The organism is Pseudomonas sp. SID14000, assembly GCF_002165135.1.
Classification (GTDB): Bacteria; Pseudomonadota; Gammaproteobacteria; order Pseudomonadales; family Pseudomonadaceae; genus Aquipseudomonas.
In genome coordinates this window covers 25,567-41,174 of sequence record NZ_NFZQ01000011.1, presented here as the reverse complement: position 1 = coordinate 41,174, position 15,608 = coordinate 25,567, and the positions used below count along the sequence as shown (strand labels likewise).

The window sequence follows — 15,608 nt, the reverse complement described above, 5'->3', positions numbered from 1 at the left end:
TCAGTAACCGGAGGGTTCACCTTGGTAGAGTACGTAGTTTCCCTCGAAAAGCTCGGCGTCCATGATGTGGAGCATGTGGGGGGCAAGAACGCATCCCTGGGCGAGATGATCAGCAACCTTGCAGGTGCTGGTGTATCGGTGCCGGGCGGCTTTGCCACTACGGCGCAGGCGTACCGCGATTTTCTCGAACAGAGTGGTCTCAACGACCGTATCCATGCCGCGCTCGATGCACTCGATGTCGATGACATCAATGCCCTGACCAAGACCGGTGCGCAGATTCGCCAGTGGGTCATGGAAGCCGACTTCCCGCCGCGTCTTGATAGCGAAATCCGTGCGGCCTTCGCCGAAATGGCCGCCGGCAACGAGAACATGGCCGTTGCCGTACGTTCCTCGGCCACTGCCGAAGACCTGCCGGACGCCTCGTTCGCCGGCCAGCAGGAAACCTTCCTCAACATCCGTGGTGTCGACAACGTGATCCGCGCGGCCAAGGAAGTGTTCGCCTCGCTGTTCAACGACCGTGCCATTGCCTACCGCGTGCACCAGGGCTTCGACCACAAGCTGGTGGCCCTGTCCGCCGGCGTGCAGCGCATGGTCCGTTCCGAAACCGGCACTGCAGGCGTCATGTTCACCCTCGACACCGAGTCGGGCTTCCGCGACGTAGTGTTCATCACCGGCGCCTACGGCCTGGGCGAAACCGTGGTGCAGGGTGCGGTCAACCCTGACGAATTCTACGTGCACAAGAACACCTTGCAGGCCGGCCGCCCGGCCATCCTGCGCCGCAACCTGGGCAGCAAGGCGATCAAGATGGTCTACGGCGAAGAAGCCAAGGCCGGCCGTTCGGTCAAGACCGTCGAAGTGGACCGCGCCGAGCGCGCGCGCTTCTGCCTGACCGATGCCGAGGTCAGTGAGCTGGCCAAGCAGGCCATGATCATCGAGCAGCACTACCAGCGCCCGATGGACATCGAGTGGGCCAAGGACGGTGACGACGGCAAGCTGTACATCGTCCAGGCGCGCCCCGAGACGGTGAAGAGCCGCTCCAGCGCCAACGTCATGGAACGCTACCTGCTCAAAGAGAAGGGCACCGTACTGGTCGAAGGCCGTGCCATTGGCCAGCGCATTGGCGCCGGCAAGGTCCGCGTGATCAACGACGTATCGGAAATGGACAAGGTCCAGCCAGGTGATGTGCTGGTCTCCGACATGACCGACCCGGACTGGGAACCGGTGATGAAGCGCGCCAGCGCCATCGTCACCAACCGTGGCGGGCGTACCTGCCACGCGGCGATCATCGCCCGTGAGCTGGGCATTCCGGCCGTGGTCGGTTGCGGCAATGCCACCCAGGTACTCAAAGACGGCCAGGGTGTGACCGTGTCCTGTGCCGAAGGCGACACCGGCTTCATCTTCGAGGGCGAGCTGGGCTTTGACGTCAAGCAGAACTCGGTCGACGCCATGCCCGACCTGCCGTTCAAGATCATGATGAACGTCGGCAACCCGGACCGCGCCTTCGATTTCGCCCAGTTGCCCAACGCAGGTGTCGGCCTGGCGCGCCTGGAGTTCATCATCAACCGCATGATCGGCGTGCACCCCAAGGCACTGCTGAACTACGCCGGCCTGCCAGCCGACCTGAAAGACAGCGTCGACAAGCGCATCGCCGGCTACAACGACCCGGTAGGCTTCTATGTCGAGAAGCTGGTCGAGGGCATCAGCACCCTGGCTGCGGCCTTCTACCCGAAAAAGGTCATCGTGCGCCTGTCGGACTTCAAGTCCAACGAGTACGCCAACCTGATCGGCGGCAAGCTGTACGAGCCGGAAGAAGAAAACCCGATGCTGGGCTTCCGTGGTGCTTCGCGTTACATCAGCGAATCGTTCCGTGACTGCTTCGAGCTCGAGTGCCGTGCCCTGAAGCGCGTGCGCAACGAGATGGGCCTGACCAACGTCGAGATCATGGTGCCGTTCGTGCGTACCCTGGGCGAAGCCAGCCAGGTCGTCGACCTGCTCGCCGAAAACGGCCTGGCCCGCGGCGACAACGGCCTGCGCGTAATCATGATGTGCGAACTGCCGTCCAACGCCATCCTCGCCGAAGAATTCCTGGAATACTTCGACGGATTCTCGATCGGCTCCAACGACCTGACTCAGCTGACCCTGGGCCTGGACCGTGACTCGGGCATCATTGCCCACCTGTTCGACGAGCGTAACCCGGCGGTGAAGAAGCTGTTGGCCAACGCCATTGCCGCGTGCAACAAGGCTGGCAAGTACATCGGCATCTGCGGCCAGGGGCCATCGGACCATCCTGACCTGGCCAAGTGGCTGATGGAGCAGGGCATCGACAGCGTGTCGCTGAACCCGGACTCGGTGCTCGAAACCTGGTTCTACCTGGCCGAAGGCCAGGGCGCGGTCTGATGCAGTAAAATGCGGGGGTACGTCTGGCGTACCTCCGCCTGGTTATTTCCAGGGCGAGCTCCAGCAATGGATCCCGCCCTTTTTTGTGCACCAAGCAACCTTATGCAAAGCAGCAGCACTCTATTCCCCGTGGCCCTGCTCAGTGCCGAACGCCGCGGCGACCTCAGCGAAGACGTGTACCGGATCAAGGCCGGCAACGGCCCTGACCCCAGCGTCGAGCTGGCTGTCACCCGCCTGGGACTGGCTGATCAGGGCCAGGCCCAGGGTGTGCCGGTCATTCTCCTGCACGGCAGCTTCTCCAACCGGCGCTTCTGGTATTCGCCCAAAGGGGTTGGCCTGGGGGCCTATCTCGCGCGCGCCGGGTTCGATGTGTGGATCCCGGAAATGCGCGGCCACGGGCTGTCGCCGCGCAATCATGACTGGAAGCACAACAGCGTTGCCGTGTATGCCCGTGATGACCTGCCGCTGATTGCCGCGTTCGTGCACGAGCAATCGGGCCAGGCGCCGCACTGGATCGGCCATTCCCTGGGGGGGACGACCCTGGCGGCAGCGCTGGGCGGTGGTTATCTGGCTGCCGGGCAGGTGGCCAGCGTGGCGCTGTTCGGCACCCAGGTCAGCCGTGTGTACTGGCCGCTGAAGGTGCCGCCGCTGGCCTGGGGGGCGAAGCTGCTGCTCAAGCGCTGGGGGCAGATTTCCGGGCCGCGTTTCAAGCGCGGGCCGGAGGATGAACCGATCGGCCTGGCCCTGGAAAGCATGCGCTGGCATGGCCTGTTCGGGCGCTTTGGCGACAAGCAGGGCGACTGGTGGGCCGGGCTGGCCGAGGTTGACGTGCCGCTGCTGGCGGTGGCCGGTGCAGGGGACTTCCAGGACCCGGTTTGGGCCTGCCGCAAGCTGTTCGAGCAGTTGGGCGGCGAGCGAAAGCAGTTTCTGCGGTTGGGCCCCGAGGAAGGGTTCGAGGCGTTCGGGCATGTCGACATGCTGGTGAGCAAGGCCGCGCAGGTGCAGGTGTGGCCGCTGGTGGAGCGTTGGCTGCGTGACCCGCTGGTGCCGGTGCATGCATCCACGGTGGTGGCGGAGCCTGTGCCCGTCGGTTGAATGGGTTGCGCCTGTGCTGGCCTCTTCGCGGGTAAACCCGCTCCCACAGGAACTCCACCGGGTTCGAGTGCAGTGAGGACTCTGTGGGAGCGGGTTTACCCGCGAAGAGGCCGGTACAGGCAAAACACAACTGACTGCCTGGTCCCGGATGACTGCAATGGGCTCTACGGTGTAGCCTTGGGCGATACCCGCTTTCGTTGTGACTGACAGGAGCTTCCCATGCAGCATTACGTAACGCCCGACCTGTGTGACGCCTACCCCGACCTGGTGCAGGTGCTGGAACCGATGTTCAGCAATTTTGGCGGCCGCGACTCGTTCGGCGGCCAGATCGTCACCATCAAGTGCTTCGAAGACAACTCGCTGGTCAAGGAGCAAGTCGAGCTCGATGGCAAGGGCAAGGTCCTGGTCGTCGATGGTGGTGGCTCGCTGCGCCGTGCGCTGCTCGGCGACATGCTCGCCGAAAAGGCTGCCAGGAACGGCTGGGAAGGCCTGGTGATTTACGGCTGCGTGCGTGACGTCGACGTGCTGATCCAGACCGACGTCGGCGTGCAGGCCCTGGCCAGCCACCCGATGAAGACCGACAAGCGCGGCATCGGCGACCTCAACGTGCCAGTGACCTTCGCCGGGGTGACCTTCCGCCCGGGCGAGTACGTGTATGCCGACAACAATGGTGTGCTGGTCTCGCCAAGTCCGCTGAAAATGCCCGCGTGATGCGGCGGCCGCACTGATGGAGCTTTGATGTTCGAGGACGACAACGCGCAGTGGGGGCTGGTACACGCCCTGGTGCTCGATGGCAAAGGCGGCGCGCGCTCGATTGCCCGTACCGAGCTGGACAGCCTGCAACTGCAACCCGAGCAGAGCCTGTGGCTGCACTGGGACCGCAGCCATCCGCAAACCCGCACCTGGCTGCTGCGCGACAGCGGCCTGAGTGCGTTCGCCTGCGAGCTGCTGCTGGAAGAAAACACCCGGCCGCGCCTGCTACCCATGGCCGATGAACAGCTGTTGCTGTTCCTGCGTGGGGTCAACCTCAACCCGGGTGCAGAGCCCGAAGACATGGTCTCGGTACGCATCTTCGCCGAGGCGCAGCGGGTCATCTCGCTGCGCCTGCGGCCGTTGCGCGCCAGTGACGAGATTCTCCAGCAGCTCGAAGAGGGCAGGGGCCCGAAATCGGCCTCCGAGCTATTGCTGCTGATGGGCGAACTGCTGACCGAAAAGGTGCAGGGGCTGGTCAGCGACCTGTCCGAGCTGGTCGATTTGGAAGAAGAAAAGGTCGAATCCGACGAACGGTACACCCCGGAGAACGGCAGCCTGCAGCAGATCCGCCGGCGTGCCGCTGGTCTACGGCGTTTTCTTGCCCCCCAGCGGGAGATCTACGCCCAGCTTTCGCGCAATAAATGGAGCTGGTTCGTCGATGCCGACGCCGATTACTGGAACGAGCTGAACAACAGCCTGATCCGCTACCTCGAAGAGCTGGAACTGACCCGCGAGCGGGCCGCGCTGGTGCTGGAAAGCCAGGATCGCCGGCGCAGCGAGCGGATGAACCGCACCATGTACCGCTTCGGCATCATCACTTGCATTTTCCTGCCCATGAGCTTCATCACCGGGCTGCTGGGCATCAATGTCGGTGGCATTCCGGGAGCGGAAAACCCCTATGGCTTCCTGTTTGCCTGCATCGTCGTGCTGGGGCTGGCGGTGGGGCAGTGGTGGCTGTTCCGGCGGTTGCGGTGGGTCTAGAAATGTTCTGCCTGTTCTGGCCTCTTCGCGGGCACGCATTCATTTTGAAACATTCGTCCCAATGCGATGTGTGACCCATCGCCCGGCCATCTCGTCTCTGACTGACACTGCGCGAGGTGCCCATGCACGATCCGTTTGAAGAATCCCTGCGCGACCTGCTCAAGGCGTCACCCTCCGGCAATGACCGGGATGACCGGGACGACGCCGCTTGCCTGGGTCGCGTGCTGAAAACCGCCAACCGCCAGGTTGGTGCGGGTGATCTGTTCAGCCTGCTTGGCCGTTGGAGCCAGGCGCTGCTGATCGCCGTGAACAATGGCGCGGCGCATGTGGCGCCGGTGCGTCGACACTCCTCCCGCAACGCTGCCAACGGCAGCAAAGCAGATAAGGCCGATTGAATATGGAACTCGATCTCTGGACCCAGAGCCTGGTCACTGCCATGACTGCCCTTTGGACCAAGGTAGCGAACTTCATCCCCAACCTGTTCGGTGCGCTGGTCGTGGTGCTGCTCGGTTTCGTGGTGGCCAAGCTGCTCGACACGTTGCTGTCCAAACTGCTCGCCAAGTTCGGCCTGGACCGCCTCATGGCCGGTACCGGCCTGACCAAGATGCTCGGCCGGGTCGGCATCCAGGTGCCGATCTCGACCCTGATCGGTAAGGTCGTCTATTGGTTCGTGCTGCTCATCTTCCTGGTCTCGGCCGCCGAATCGCTAGGCCTGGAGCGGGTTTCGGCAACCCTCGACATGCTCGCCCTGTACCTGCCGAAGGTGTTCGGCGCAGCCCTGGTGCTGCTGGCCGGTGTGTTGCTGGCCCAGGTGGCCAACGGCCTGGTGCGCGGCGCTGCCGAAGGCATCGGCCTGGAATACTCGGCAGGTCTGGGGCGTATCACCCAGGGTCTGGTGATCATCATCAGCATTTCGGTGGCCATCAGCCAGCTGGAGGTGAAAACCGACCTGCTGAACCATGTGATCGTGATCGGGCTGATTACCGTTGGTCTGGCCGTTGCCCTGGCAATGGGCCTTGGCAGCCGCGAAATCGCCGGGCAGATCCTGGCCGGTATCTACGTGCGTGAGCTGTACCAGGTAGGCCAGCAGGTGCGGATTGGAGAGGTCGAAGGGCATATCGAGGAAATCGGTACGGTCAAGACGACGTTGCTGACCGATGATGGCGAACTGGTGTCGCTGTCCAACCGCGAGCTGCTTGAACAGCGAGTCAATAGCCGCTAACCGCACAAAGCTGTTAATGTATGCCGCCGCGAAAATCGACCCACGGGGTCGCGCGGCGACATTGACCTGACTGTCGGCCAGATCCGTTTTGAATAAAGTTCATTCGCCGCCCATGCGTTATGACCCCCGCGAGCTCACCGATGAAGAGTTGGTGGCGCGTTCGCATGAGGAGCTGTACCACGTTACCCGCGCCTATGAGGAGCTCATGCGGCGCTACCAACGGACCCTGTTCAACGTCTGTGCGCGTTATCTGGGGAACGACCGTGACGCGGACGATGTCTGTCAGGAAGTCATGTTGAAAGTGCTGTACGGGCTGAAGAACTTCGAGGGTAAATCCAAGTTCAAGACCTGGCTCTACAGCATCACCTACAACGAATGCATTACCCAGTACCGCAAGGAGCGCCGTAAACGTCGGTTGATGGATGCCTTGAGTCTGGACCCTGTGGAAGAGGCGTCCGAAGACAAGGCTCCAAAGCCGGAAGAAAAAGGCGGGCTGGACAAATGGCTGGTGCATGTGAACCCGATCGACCGGGAAATCCTGGTGCTGCGTTTTGTCGCAGAGCTGGAATTTCAGGAAATTGCCGACATCATGCACATGGGCCTGAGCGCGACGAAAATGCGATACAAACGCGCGCTAGACAAGCTTCGGGAGAAATTTGCCGGCCTCGATGAAACTTAGTGGCATGCAAATATCTCTAACGAACCGGCGAGTTCTGCTAGACTTGCCGTCGAGTTGTCCCCCTTGATTGTGGTGGGACTGCTTAACTATCACCAGATGGGGATTTAACGGATGAAATTGAAAAACACCTTGGGCTTGGCCATTGGCTCGCTCGTCGCTGCTACTTCGTTCGGCGTTCTGGCTCAAGGCCAGGGCGCAGTAGAAATCGAAGGCAACGTTACCAAGCAGTACTACGACAGCGAACGTAACTTCAAGAACGACGGCACCAATCCTGGTGTTCGCCTGGGCTACTTCCTGACCGACGACGTTTCCCTGGACCTCGGCTACAACGAGACCCACAACGCTCGTGGTGAAGTCTTCAACAAGGACATCAAAGGCTCCAAGGCCAAGCTCGACGCCACCTACCACTTCGGTACCGTGGGCGACGCTCTGCGTCCGTACGTTTCCGCCGGTTTCGCTCACGAAAGCCTGGGCCAGGCTACTCGTAGCGGCCGCGACCACTCCACCTTCGCCAACGTTGGCGCTGGCGCCAAGTGGTACATCACCGACATGTTCTTCGCCCGTGCCGGCGTTGAAGCCATGTACAACATCGACAACGGCAACACCGAGTGGGGTCCGACCGTTGGTGTTGGTCTGAACTTCGGCGGTAGCCCGAAGCAAGCTGAAGCCGCTCCGGCTCCAGTTGCCGAAGTGTGCTCCGACTCCGACAACGACGGCGTTTGCGACAACGTCGACAAGTGCCCTGACACCCCGGCCAACGTTACCGTTGACGCTGATGGCTGCCCGGCTGTTGCCGAAGTCGTTCGCGTTGAGCTGGACGTCAAGTTCGACTTCGACAAGTCGGTCGTCAAGCCAAACAGCTACGGCGACATCAAGAACCTGGCTGACTTCATGAAGCAGTACCCACAGACCACCACCACCGTGGAAGGTCACACTGACTCCGTCGGCCCAGACGCTTACAACCAGAAGCTGTCCGAGCGTCGTGCCAACGCTGTCAAGCAGGTCCTGACCCAGCAGTACGGCGTAGAATCCAGCCGTGTTGACTCGGTTGGCTACGGCGAAACCCGTCCGGTTGCCGACAACGCCACCGAAGAAGGCCGCGCTATCAACCGTCGCGTTGAAGCTCAGGTAGAAGCCCAGGCCAAGTAATTGGTTTGAAGCTTCATGAAAAACCCGGCCTCGGCCGGGTTTTTCTTTGCCCTGGATACAGGTTCGTCGCACCCTTCAGGTCATGCACAATCCCTGTGGGAGCGGGTTTACCCGCGAATGGGCTGGCACAGGCAGCGCATCATCCAGCAATTGCCACCAATTCCCGAGCCACCTGCCCCCCAACCACCTCCCCAATCACCAATATCGCCGGGCTACGCAAGCCAAACCCTCGCGCATCCTCAACCATCCCCCGCACATCGCTCCTGCACTCCCGCTGCTGCGGCAACGAGGCATTCTCGATCATCGCCACCGGCATCCCCGGTGCCATGCCCCCGTCCAGCAATCCCTGGCGCACCTGCTCCAGCCGCGCCACGCCCATGTACACCACCAGCGTCGTCCCGCCCTGGGCCAAGGCTGCCCAGTTCAGTTCACTGTCGTCCTGGGTATGAGCCGTGACCAGTGTCACGCCCCGGCTCACACCCCGTGAGGTCAGGGAAATCCCGCATTGCGTGGCGCCCGCCAGGCCGGCTGTGATGCCGTTGACCACTTCCACCTCGACGCCATGCCCCTGCAGCCACAGCGCCTCTTCACCGCCACGGCCGAAGATGCACGGGTCACCGCCCTTTAGTCGCACCACGCAGCGTCCTTGCCGCGCATGGCGCAGCATCAGGCGCTGGATGAAGGCTTGCGGGGTAGAGCGGCAGCCGCCGCGCTTGCCCACGGCAATCACCCGGGCCTGTGGGCAATGCTCCAGCACCGCCGGGTTGACCAGATCGTCGATCATCACCACAGCGGCTTGCTGCAAGGCGCGTACAGCCTTGAGAGTGAGCAGTTCAGGGTCACCTGGGCCAGCACCAACCAACCAGACTTTCGCGTTCATCAGGGTTTCCTCATCGGCAAGGTGCGTTCAGCCCTTGATCAGGGTGAGCAGCAATATCAGGTTGAACAGCAACGACAGCAGGGCCAGGGTGCGCCAGACCTTCAACGGCTCGCGCTCCAGCAACGGCCGTGGCCGGCTTGGCAGTTCCAGGCGTTCGCCACGTTCGAGCAGCAGCAACCAGTGTTCGGCGGTTTCGAAGCGCTGCGCCGGGTCGGCTGCCAGCGCTTGCTGCAGGTTGTGCTGCAGCCATTCCGGCAGGTCGGGGCGGTAGCGTGCGGCGTTGACCGGCTGGCCGAAGCGCGGGCGCTGGAAGGCTTCCACCTCGCCGTACGGGTAGTGCCCGGTCAGCAGGTGGTACAGCGTCACGCCCACGGCATACAGGTCCTGGCGTGGGCTGGGTGGCTGGCCGTCGAACGCTTCCGGGGCAATGTATGACGGAGTGCCCGGCAACTCGTGCAGCGGGTCTTCGGACAGGCCTGGGCAGTAGGCCAGGCCGAAGTCCAGCAGGCGCAACTGGCCATCGCTGCCCAGGTGCAGGTTCTCCGGCTTGATGTCGCGGTGCAGCAAGTTGCGCCGGTGCAGCACGCCGACCGCTTGCAGCAGTTGCCGGGCCATTTCCAGCCACTGCGGCACGGGCAGCGGGCCATGCTCGGCCAGCAGCGCCGCCAGGCTCTGGCCGGGATATTCGCGCATCACGTAGTACAGGTGCTGGCGCTGGCTGGCGGCGTGCAGTTCGGGGAAGTGCCGGCCAGCGACCCGGCGCAGGAACCACTCTTCCAGCAACAGCCCTTGCGCCGCGCCGGGTTCCTGCTCGCGCGTGGCGGGCAGGGTTTTCAACAGCCAGGCTTGACCTTGGCCGTCGCGCACCCGATATAGCAGCGACTGGCGGCTGTGCGAAAGCAGCTTTTCGGTTTGCCAGCCATCGATTATCTGGCCCTCGTGCAGCGGGCCGGGTACCGGCCATTGCTGCAGCTGCGCCAGGGTATCGCCCAGGTTGGCCGCGCCCAGTTGCTCGACCTGCACCAGCAAGGCACTGGCGTTGTCCTGGCTGCCGTTGAGATGCGCGCTGGCGACCAGGGTATCGACGGCCAGTTGCAGGTCGGGTTGTTCGCGCAGCACCGCCTGGATGTGCCGGTCGCCCAGGCTGGCCCATACGCCATCGCTCAGTAGCAGGAAACTCTCGCCCGGCTGCAACTCGCCTTCCAGATAATCCACCAGCAGGTGCTGGTCCAGGCCCAGCGCGCGCTTCAGCACATGCTGCATGCCGGGCTGGTCCCACACATGGTCTTCGCTCAGGCACTGCAGGCGCCCGGCGTGCCAGCGGTACACGCGGCAGTCGCCTACGTGGGCCAAGGTAAAGCGTCGGCCACGCAGCACCAGCGCGCTGAGGGTGGTCAGCAATGGCTGACCGCTGCCTTGGGCGCGCAGCCAGCGGTTCTGCGCCAGCAGCAGGCGGTCGAGGGCCTGGGCCACGCTCCAGGTCGCGGGGGTGGCGTAGTAGTCCAGGGCCAGTGCCTGCAGGCTGGCACGGGCTGCCAGGCCGCCATCGGCACAGTGGCTGACGCCGTCGGCGAGGGCGAACAGGTAACCCTTGCTGGCGGCCAGCTCCGGCGCGGGGGTAACCAGGCGCAGGGCGTCCTGGTTTTCCTCGCGCGGCCCGGTGGCGCTGGCCTGGGCAAAGTTCAGTTGCAGGCTCATGGCGCCGCCTCAGACCCGCGCTGCGGTAACCGCAGCCGAGCCCCAGGTGGTGCGCCAGCGCTGTTTCACGCCGTGCAGGCCGAACCAGGCCAGCAAGCCCAGGCTGGCGAACAGCCACAGGCCCAGCTGGTAGTCGCCGGTGTGCTGCTTGATGGTGCCAAGCCCGGCCGCCAGCAGGAAGCCTCCGATGCCGCCGGCCATGCCGATCAGCCCGGTCATCACGCCGATCTCCTGGCGGAAGCGTTGCGGTACCAACTGGAACACCGCACCATTGCCGGCACCCAGGCCGAGCATGGCGCTGACGAACAGTGCCAGTGCGGCGGCTGCGCTGGGCAGGTTGAAGCCGACCGCGGTGATGCAGATGGCTGCCACGCTGTACATGCCCAGCAGGGTGCGGATGCCGCCGAAGCGGTCGGCCAAGGCGCCGCCGAGTGGGCGCATCAGGCTGCCGGCGAACACGCAGGCGGCGGTGTAGTAGCCGGCGGTGACCGGGCTCAGGCCATATTGGTCGCTGAAGTAGCCGGGCAGGGCGCTGGCCAGGCCGATGAAGCCGCCGAATGTGACGCTGTAGAAGAACATGAACCACCAGCTGTCACGGTCACCCAGGGCCTTGAGGTAGTCGGCCATGGCTTTTGGCTTGGGCCTCTGCGGAGCATTGCGTGCCAGCAGGGCGAACACCACCAGGGCCAGCGACAACGGTATCAGCGCGAAGCCGAATACATTGTTCCAGCCAAAACCCGCGGCCAGCGCCGGGGCCAGCAGGGCGGCGAACACCGTGCCGGAGTTGCCAGCACCGGCAATGCCCATGGCCTTGCCTTGGTGCTGTGGCGGGTACCACTGCGAGGCCAGCGGCAGTGACACGGCGAATGAGGCACCGGCAAAGCCGAGGAACACGCCCAGCAGCAGCGCTTGTTCATAGCTGTGCACGCCCAGGTGCCAGGCTGCCGCGAGGGCGACGATGACTACCACCTGGCCGATCAGCCCGGCGGTCTTGGGCGACAGGCGGTCGACCAGCACGCCCATGATGAAGCGCAGGATCGCCCCGGCCAGGATCGGCGTTGCCACCATCAGGCCCCGCTGTTGTGCACTCAGTTGCAGGTCGGCGGCAATCTGCACCGCCAGCGGGCCAAGCAGGTACCAGACCATGAAGCTGAGGTCGAAGTACAGGAACGCGGCGAATAGCGTGGGCACATGCCCGGATTTCCAGAAGCTGGTACTCATCGAACACCTCACTCGGCAATGCAACGGAACGAAAAAGACGCCGCTACCCGCTCCATGGGGGTGGAGGGGAGAGCGACGTCTTTGTCGGGATCAAGTGGGCAACCGCCGTTGGCTACCGGTGATATTTGTTCAGCAAGAGATGGGCCAACTCAAGACATGGGGCAACTGTTGGCAGAGGCTGGCATGACTTTTTTGTTGTCTGTGAGACCGAGCGCCGCCCGCGCGGCGCTTCGCGGGGCAAGCCCGCTCCCACATTTGTTGCAACGTGCCGAACCTGTCAGGCCATGGTTGTCAGCCTTGTTGCCTTGACGCGATTTCCCGGCTGGCGCTACCGCCGCCTCGCCAGTCTCAAACTCTCCACCAAAGCGGGCAACGCCTCTCCCTCAGGCATGGCCACGTTGCAACAAATGTGGGAGCGGGCTTGCCCCGCGAAGCGCCGCGCGGGCGGCGCTCGGTCTCACAGGCGCTGAAAGTCTCATGCCAGTCCCATCACCCCAGCATCTCGTGCATGGCAATGATCTGCTCTGCCACCTGGATCAGCTTCTGCTGCCGGCTCATGGCCTGGCGGCGCATCAGGGTATAGGCCTGTTCTTCGTTGCAGTCCTTCATCTTCATCAGCAGACCCTTGGCCTGCTCGATGCGCTTGCGCTCGGCCAGTTGCTGGTCGCGCGCAAGCAACTGCGCCTTCAGCGCCTGGTCACTTTCGAAACGGGCCATGGCCACGTCCAGGATCGGCTGCAGCCGCGCGGCATGGATACCTTCGACGATGTAGGCGCTGACCCCCGCCTGGATCGCCTGGCGCATCACCCCGGGGTCGTGCTCGTCGGTGAACAGCACGATGGGGCGTGGCTGGTCACGGCTGACCAGCACCACCTGTTCCATCACATCGCGATCCGGTGAATCGGTATCGATCAGCACCACGTCCGGACGCACCGTTTCGACGCAGGCGGGCAGGTCGATGGTCAGACCTGGAGCTTCGATGACCTCGAAGCCGGCCTCGATCAAAGCCGCCTTGAGGCGGCCGAGTTTGCTTTGGGTGTCGTCGATCAGCAGGATGCGCAACATAGTGGTCCCCCTCACGCGCCGACACGGGCGTCGGGCAGGTCGCCCAGGGCATGCAGGCTGAAACTGCGGGCATAGCCGTAGGGGTCGCTACCGTCCCAGTGGCTGCCGTCTATCAACAGGCTGCTGCGCATCGGCTGCTCGGGGCAGGCTACGCCCAGGCTTTGTGCCGCCTCGCTATACAGTGCCAGTTGCTGGACCTGGCGGGCGATGCCGAGGTAGTCGGGGTCTTTGCGCAGTAAGCCCCAGCGGCGGAACTGGGTCATGAACCACATGCCGTCGGACAGGTACGGCAGGTTGGCACGGCCGTGGTCGTGCAGGCGCAGGGCGTGCGGGTCTTGCCAGTGGTTGCCCAAGCCATCGTGGTAGCTGCCGAGCAGACGCGGTTCGATACTCGCCAGCGAGGTGTCCAGGTAGGCGCTGCCGCTGAGTAGTTGAGCAGTGCTACGACGGTTTTCCAGGCTTTGCTCGATGAAGCGGCTGGCGGCGAGGACCGCCTTGATCAGAGCGCGGGCGCTGTTGGGGTATTGTTCGGCGAAGGCGCGGGCACAGGCCAGGACCTTTTCCGGGTGGTCCGGCCAGATCGACTGGCTGGTGGCCAGGGTGAAGCCCTGGCCAGTGGCTACTGCATCAGCGGCCCAGGGTTCGCCCACGCAGAAACCGTCGATGCGCCCGGCCTGTACATGCGCGGCCATTTGCGCCGGCGGCACCACCACGCTGTCGACGTCGCGCAGCGGGTGGATGCCTTGGCTGGCCAGCCAGTAATACAGCCACATGGCATGGGTGCCGGTGGGGAAGGTCTGGGCGAAGGTGAGGCGCGCGCCATGCTGGTGCACCAGGCGCGCCAATGCTTCAGGGTTGGTCACGCCTTTGCGTTGCAGGGCGGGGGACAGGTTTATGGCCTGGGCGTTCTGGTTCAGCCCCATGAGCACGGCCATGGCGCTGGCCGGTACACCGCCGATGCCCAGGTGCACGGCGTAGACCAGGCCATACAGGCAGTGCGCGGCATCCAGTTCGCCGCTGACCAGCTTGTCGCGTAGCCCGGCCCAGGAGCCCTGGCGCTTGAGGTTGAGGGTAAGGCCGTGCTGCTGGGCGAAGCCCTGGGTGGCGGCGACCACTACCGAGGCGCAGTCGGTCAGGGCCATGTAGCCGATGTTCAGGCTTGGCTTTTCTGGCGCATCGCTGCCGTTGACCCAGGCCAGGGGCGTTGCTCGGGGTACAGTGTTCACAAGGTTCCTCGCCCGTACTGATAAGGCTGTGGGCTTCTCCGGTGCAACCGATGTGCCATCTGGCAGGAGCACTGTGGAAACAACTCCCTTGTGTTGCCTGCACTGGTCTCATTGCCGGCAGCCCCACGATTTGCTGTCATGCCAGCCCCACGCTGGCTATAATCGCCCCCTCATTCACCCCGAGCCTTGCCCGCCCATGTATACCCTGGCCCGCCAGCTGCTGTTCAAGCTTTCCCCGGAAACCTCCCACGACCTGTCCCTGGACCTGATTGGCGCCGGTGGCCGTCTTGGCCTCAACGGCATGCTGTGCAAGCAGCCGGCGGCTTTGCCGGTTACGGTCATGGGCTTGAACTTCGCCAACCCGGTGGGCCTGGCAGCAGGCCTGGACAAGAACGGCGCGGCCATCGACGGTTTCGCCCAGCTGGGCTTTGGCTTCGTCGAAATAGGCACCGTCACCCCGCGCCCTCAGCCGGGCAACCCCAAGCCACGGCTGTTCCGCCTGCCGGAGGCTACGGCCATCATCAACCGCATGGGCTTCAACAACCTGGGCGTTGATCACCTGCTCGGCCGGGTGCGGGCCGCGCGTTACAACGGCGTGCTGGGTATCAACATCGGCAAGAATTTCGACACCCCGGTGGAGCGTGCCGTCGATGACTACCTGATCTGCCTGGACAAGGTGTATACCGAGGCCAGTTACATCACGGTCAACGTCAGTTCGCCAAACACACCGGGCCTGCGCAGCCTGCAGTTCGGCGATTCGCTCAAACAGTTGCTCGATGCCCTTGCCGAGCGCCGCGAGCAGTTAGCCGGCACGCATGGCAAGCGCGTACCTCTGGCAATCAAGATTGCCCCGGACATGAGCGACGAAGAAACCGCCCTGGTGGCCGCCGCGCTGATGGAATCGGGCATGGATGCGGTGATCGCCACCAACACCACGCTGGGGCGTGAAGGTGTCGAAGGGTTGCCATACGGTGGCGAGGCGGGCGGCCTGTCGGGCGCGCCGGTGCTGGAGAAGAGCACCCATATCGTCAAGGTGCTGGCGGGTGAGCTGGGCGGCAAGCTGCCGATCATTGCCGCTGGTGGCATTACTGAAGGCCGCCATGCCGCGGAGAAGATCGCTGCCGGGGCGAGCCTGGTGCAGATCTACTCCGGCTTCATTTACAGAGGGCCAGCGTTGATTCGCGAGGCAGTGGACGCTATCGCTGCGATGCCGCGGTGACCCAGCCGGCCCATTAGCGGGCG

14 protein-coding genes are annotated in these 15,608 nt (G+C 63.8%); 9 read left to right on the top strand and 5 right to left on the bottom strand.

The annotated features are described in order from the left end of the window. Positions 1–21: 21 nt before the first annotated feature. The 8 genes from ppsA (at position 22) to CAY82_RS17340 (ending at position 8,276) form a co-directional block, all read left to right on the top strand. Positions 22–2,397 carry a phosphoenolpyruvate synthase gene (gene ppsA / locus CAY82_RS17375; RefSeq protein ID WP_087502330.1) on the top strand — a complete coding sequence of 792 codons (2,376 nt, stop codon included), beginning with the start codon at positions 22–24 and terminating at the stop codon, positions 2,395–2,397. A 102-nt stretch (positions 2,398–2,499) separates the two neighbouring features. Further along, positions 2,500–3,492 carry an alpha/beta fold hydrolase gene (locus CAY82_RS17370; protein ID WP_256576300.1) on the top strand — a complete coding sequence of 331 codons (993 nt, stop codon included), beginning with the start codon at positions 2,500–2,502 and terminating at the stop codon, positions 3,490–3,492. A gap of 219 nt (positions 3,493–3,711) precedes the next feature. Then, positions 3,712–4,203 carry a ribonuclease E activity regulator RraA gene (gene rraA, locus CAY82_RS17365; RefSeq protein WP_087502328.1) on the top strand — a complete coding sequence of 164 codons (492 nt, stop codon included), beginning with the start codon at positions 3,712–3,714 and terminating at the stop codon, positions 4,201–4,203. A gap of 27 nt (positions 4,204–4,230) precedes the next feature. Continuing rightward, positions 4,231–5,226: a zinc transporter ZntB gene (locus CAY82_RS17360; protein ID WP_087502327.1), complete on the top strand. Its 996-nt coding sequence runs from the start codon at positions 4,231–4,233 to the stop codon at positions 5,224–5,226. Positions 5,227–5,348: 122 nt separating this feature from the next. After that, entirely contained in the window at positions 5,349–5,621 is a 273-nt protein-coding gene (locus CAY82_RS17355) for a hypothetical protein (protein ID WP_004376140.1), read from the top strand. A 2-nt stretch (positions 5,622–5,623) separates the two neighbouring features. Next, a complete protein-coding gene (locus CAY82_RS17350) occupies positions 5,624–6,448 on the top strand; it encodes a mechanosensitive ion channel domain-containing protein (RefSeq protein WP_087502326.1) in 825 nt (274 codons plus the stop codon). Between the two features lie 112 nt (positions 6,449–6,560). Further along, positions 6,561–7,127 carry an RNA polymerase sigma factor SigX gene (gene sigX / locus CAY82_RS17345; protein ID WP_003248665.1) on the top strand — a complete coding sequence of 189 codons (567 nt, stop codon included), beginning with the start codon at positions 6,561–6,563 and terminating at the stop codon, positions 7,125–7,127. A gap of 111 nt (positions 7,128–7,238) precedes the next feature. Beyond that, positions 7,239–8,276 carry an OmpA family protein gene (locus tag CAY82_RS17340; RefSeq protein WP_087502325.1) on the top strand — a complete coding sequence of 346 codons (1,038 nt, stop codon included), beginning with the start codon at positions 7,239–7,241 and terminating at the stop codon, positions 8,274–8,276. Between the two features lie 139 nt (positions 8,277–8,415). Here CAY82_RS17340 and cobA read toward each other — a convergent pair whose 3' ends face one another. From cobA to CAY82_RS17315, 5 genes are all read right to left on the bottom strand, one after another. Beyond that, on the bottom strand, positions 8,416–9,156 hold the full coding sequence (gene cobA / locus CAY82_RS17335; RefSeq protein ID WP_087502324.1) for a uroporphyrinogen-III C-methyltransferase: 741 nt from the start codon (positions 9,154–9,156) through the stop codon (positions 8,416–8,418). 27 nt (positions 9,157–9,183) lie between these two features. Beyond that, positions 9,184–10,854, bottom strand: coding sequence for a bifunctional protein-serine/threonine kinase/phosphatase (locus CAY82_RS17330; RefSeq protein WP_087502323.1), 1,671 nt, complete (start codon positions 10,852–10,854; stop codon positions 9,184–9,186). Positions 10,855–10,863: 9 nt separating this feature from the next. Next, positions 10,864–12,075 carry a NarK/NasA family nitrate transporter gene (locus CAY82_RS17325; RefSeq protein ID WP_087502322.1) on the bottom strand — a complete coding sequence of 404 codons (1,212 nt, stop codon included), beginning with the start codon at positions 12,073–12,075 and terminating at the stop codon, positions 10,864–10,866. A gap of 489 nt (positions 12,076–12,564) precedes the next feature. Continuing rightward, positions 12,565–13,140: an ANTAR domain-containing response regulator gene (locus CAY82_RS17320; RefSeq protein ID WP_087502321.1), complete on the bottom strand. Its 576-nt coding sequence runs from the start codon at positions 13,138–13,140 to the stop codon at positions 12,565–12,567. An 11-nt stretch (positions 13,141–13,151) separates the two neighbouring features. Next, on the bottom strand, positions 13,152–14,366 hold the full coding sequence (locus tag CAY82_RS17315) for a CmpA/NrtA family ABC transporter substrate-binding protein (protein WP_087502320.1): 1,215 nt from the start codon (positions 14,364–14,366) through the stop codon (positions 13,152–13,154). A gap of 196 nt (positions 14,367–14,562) precedes the next feature. Between CAY82_RS17315 and CAY82_RS17310 the strand changes: the two genes are divergently transcribed. Continuing rightward, positions 14,563–15,585, top strand: a complete 1,023-nt coding sequence (locus tag CAY82_RS17310; protein WP_087502319.1) for a quinone-dependent dihydroorotate dehydrogenase — start codon at positions 14,563–14,565, stop codon at positions 15,583–15,585. Positions 15,586–15,608: the final 23 nt, after the last annotated feature.

Excerpts from the sequence above, each read along its gene's own strand:
- CAY82_RS17325 (WP_087502322.1), bottom strand. The coding sequence starts at position 12,075 with ATGAGTACCAGCTTCTGGAAATCCGGGCATGTGCCCACGCTATTCGCC.
- CAY82_RS17340 (WP_087502325.1), top strand. The coding sequence starts at position 7,239 with ATGAAATTGAAAAACACCTTGGGCTTGGCCATTGGCTCGCTCGTCGCT.
- cobA (WP_087502324.1), bottom strand. The coding sequence starts at position 9,156 with ATGAACGCGAAAGTCTGGTTGGTTGGTGCTGGCCCAGGTGACCCTGAA.
- CAY82_RS17320 (WP_087502321.1), bottom strand. The coding sequence starts at position 13,140 with ATGTTGCGCATCCTGCTGATCGACGACACCCAAAGCAAACTCGGCCGC.
- CAY82_RS17360 (WP_087502327.1), top strand. The coding sequence starts at position 4,231 with ATGTTCGAGGACGACAACGCGCAGTGGGGGCTGGTACACGCCCTGGTG.
- CAY82_RS17370 (WP_256576300.1), top strand. The coding sequence starts at position 2,500 with ATGCAAAGCAGCAGCACTCTATTCCCCGTGGCCCTGCTCAGTGCCGAA.
- rraA (WP_087502328.1), top strand. The coding sequence starts at position 3,712 with ATGCAGCATTACGTAACGCCCGACCTGTGTGACGCCTACCCCGACCTG.
- CAY82_RS17330 (WP_087502323.1), bottom strand. The coding sequence starts at position 10,854 with ATGAGCCTGCAACTGAACTTTGCCCAGGCCAGCGCCACCGGGCCGCGC.
- CAY82_RS17350 (WP_087502326.1), top strand. The coding sequence starts at position 5,624 with ATGGAACTCGATCTCTGGACCCAGAGCCTGGTCACTGCCATGACTGCC.
- CAY82_RS17310 (WP_087502319.1), top strand. The coding sequence starts at position 14,563 with ATGTATACCCTGGCCCGCCAGCTGCTGTTCAAGCTTTCCCCGGAAACC.
- CAY82_RS17355 (WP_004376140.1), top strand. The coding sequence starts at position 5,349 with ATGCACGATCCGTTTGAAGAATCCCTGCGCGACCTGCTCAAGGCGTCA.
- sigX (WP_003248665.1), top strand. The coding sequence starts at position 6,561 with ATGCGTTATGACCCCCGCGAGCTCACCGATGAAGAGTTGGTGGCGCGT.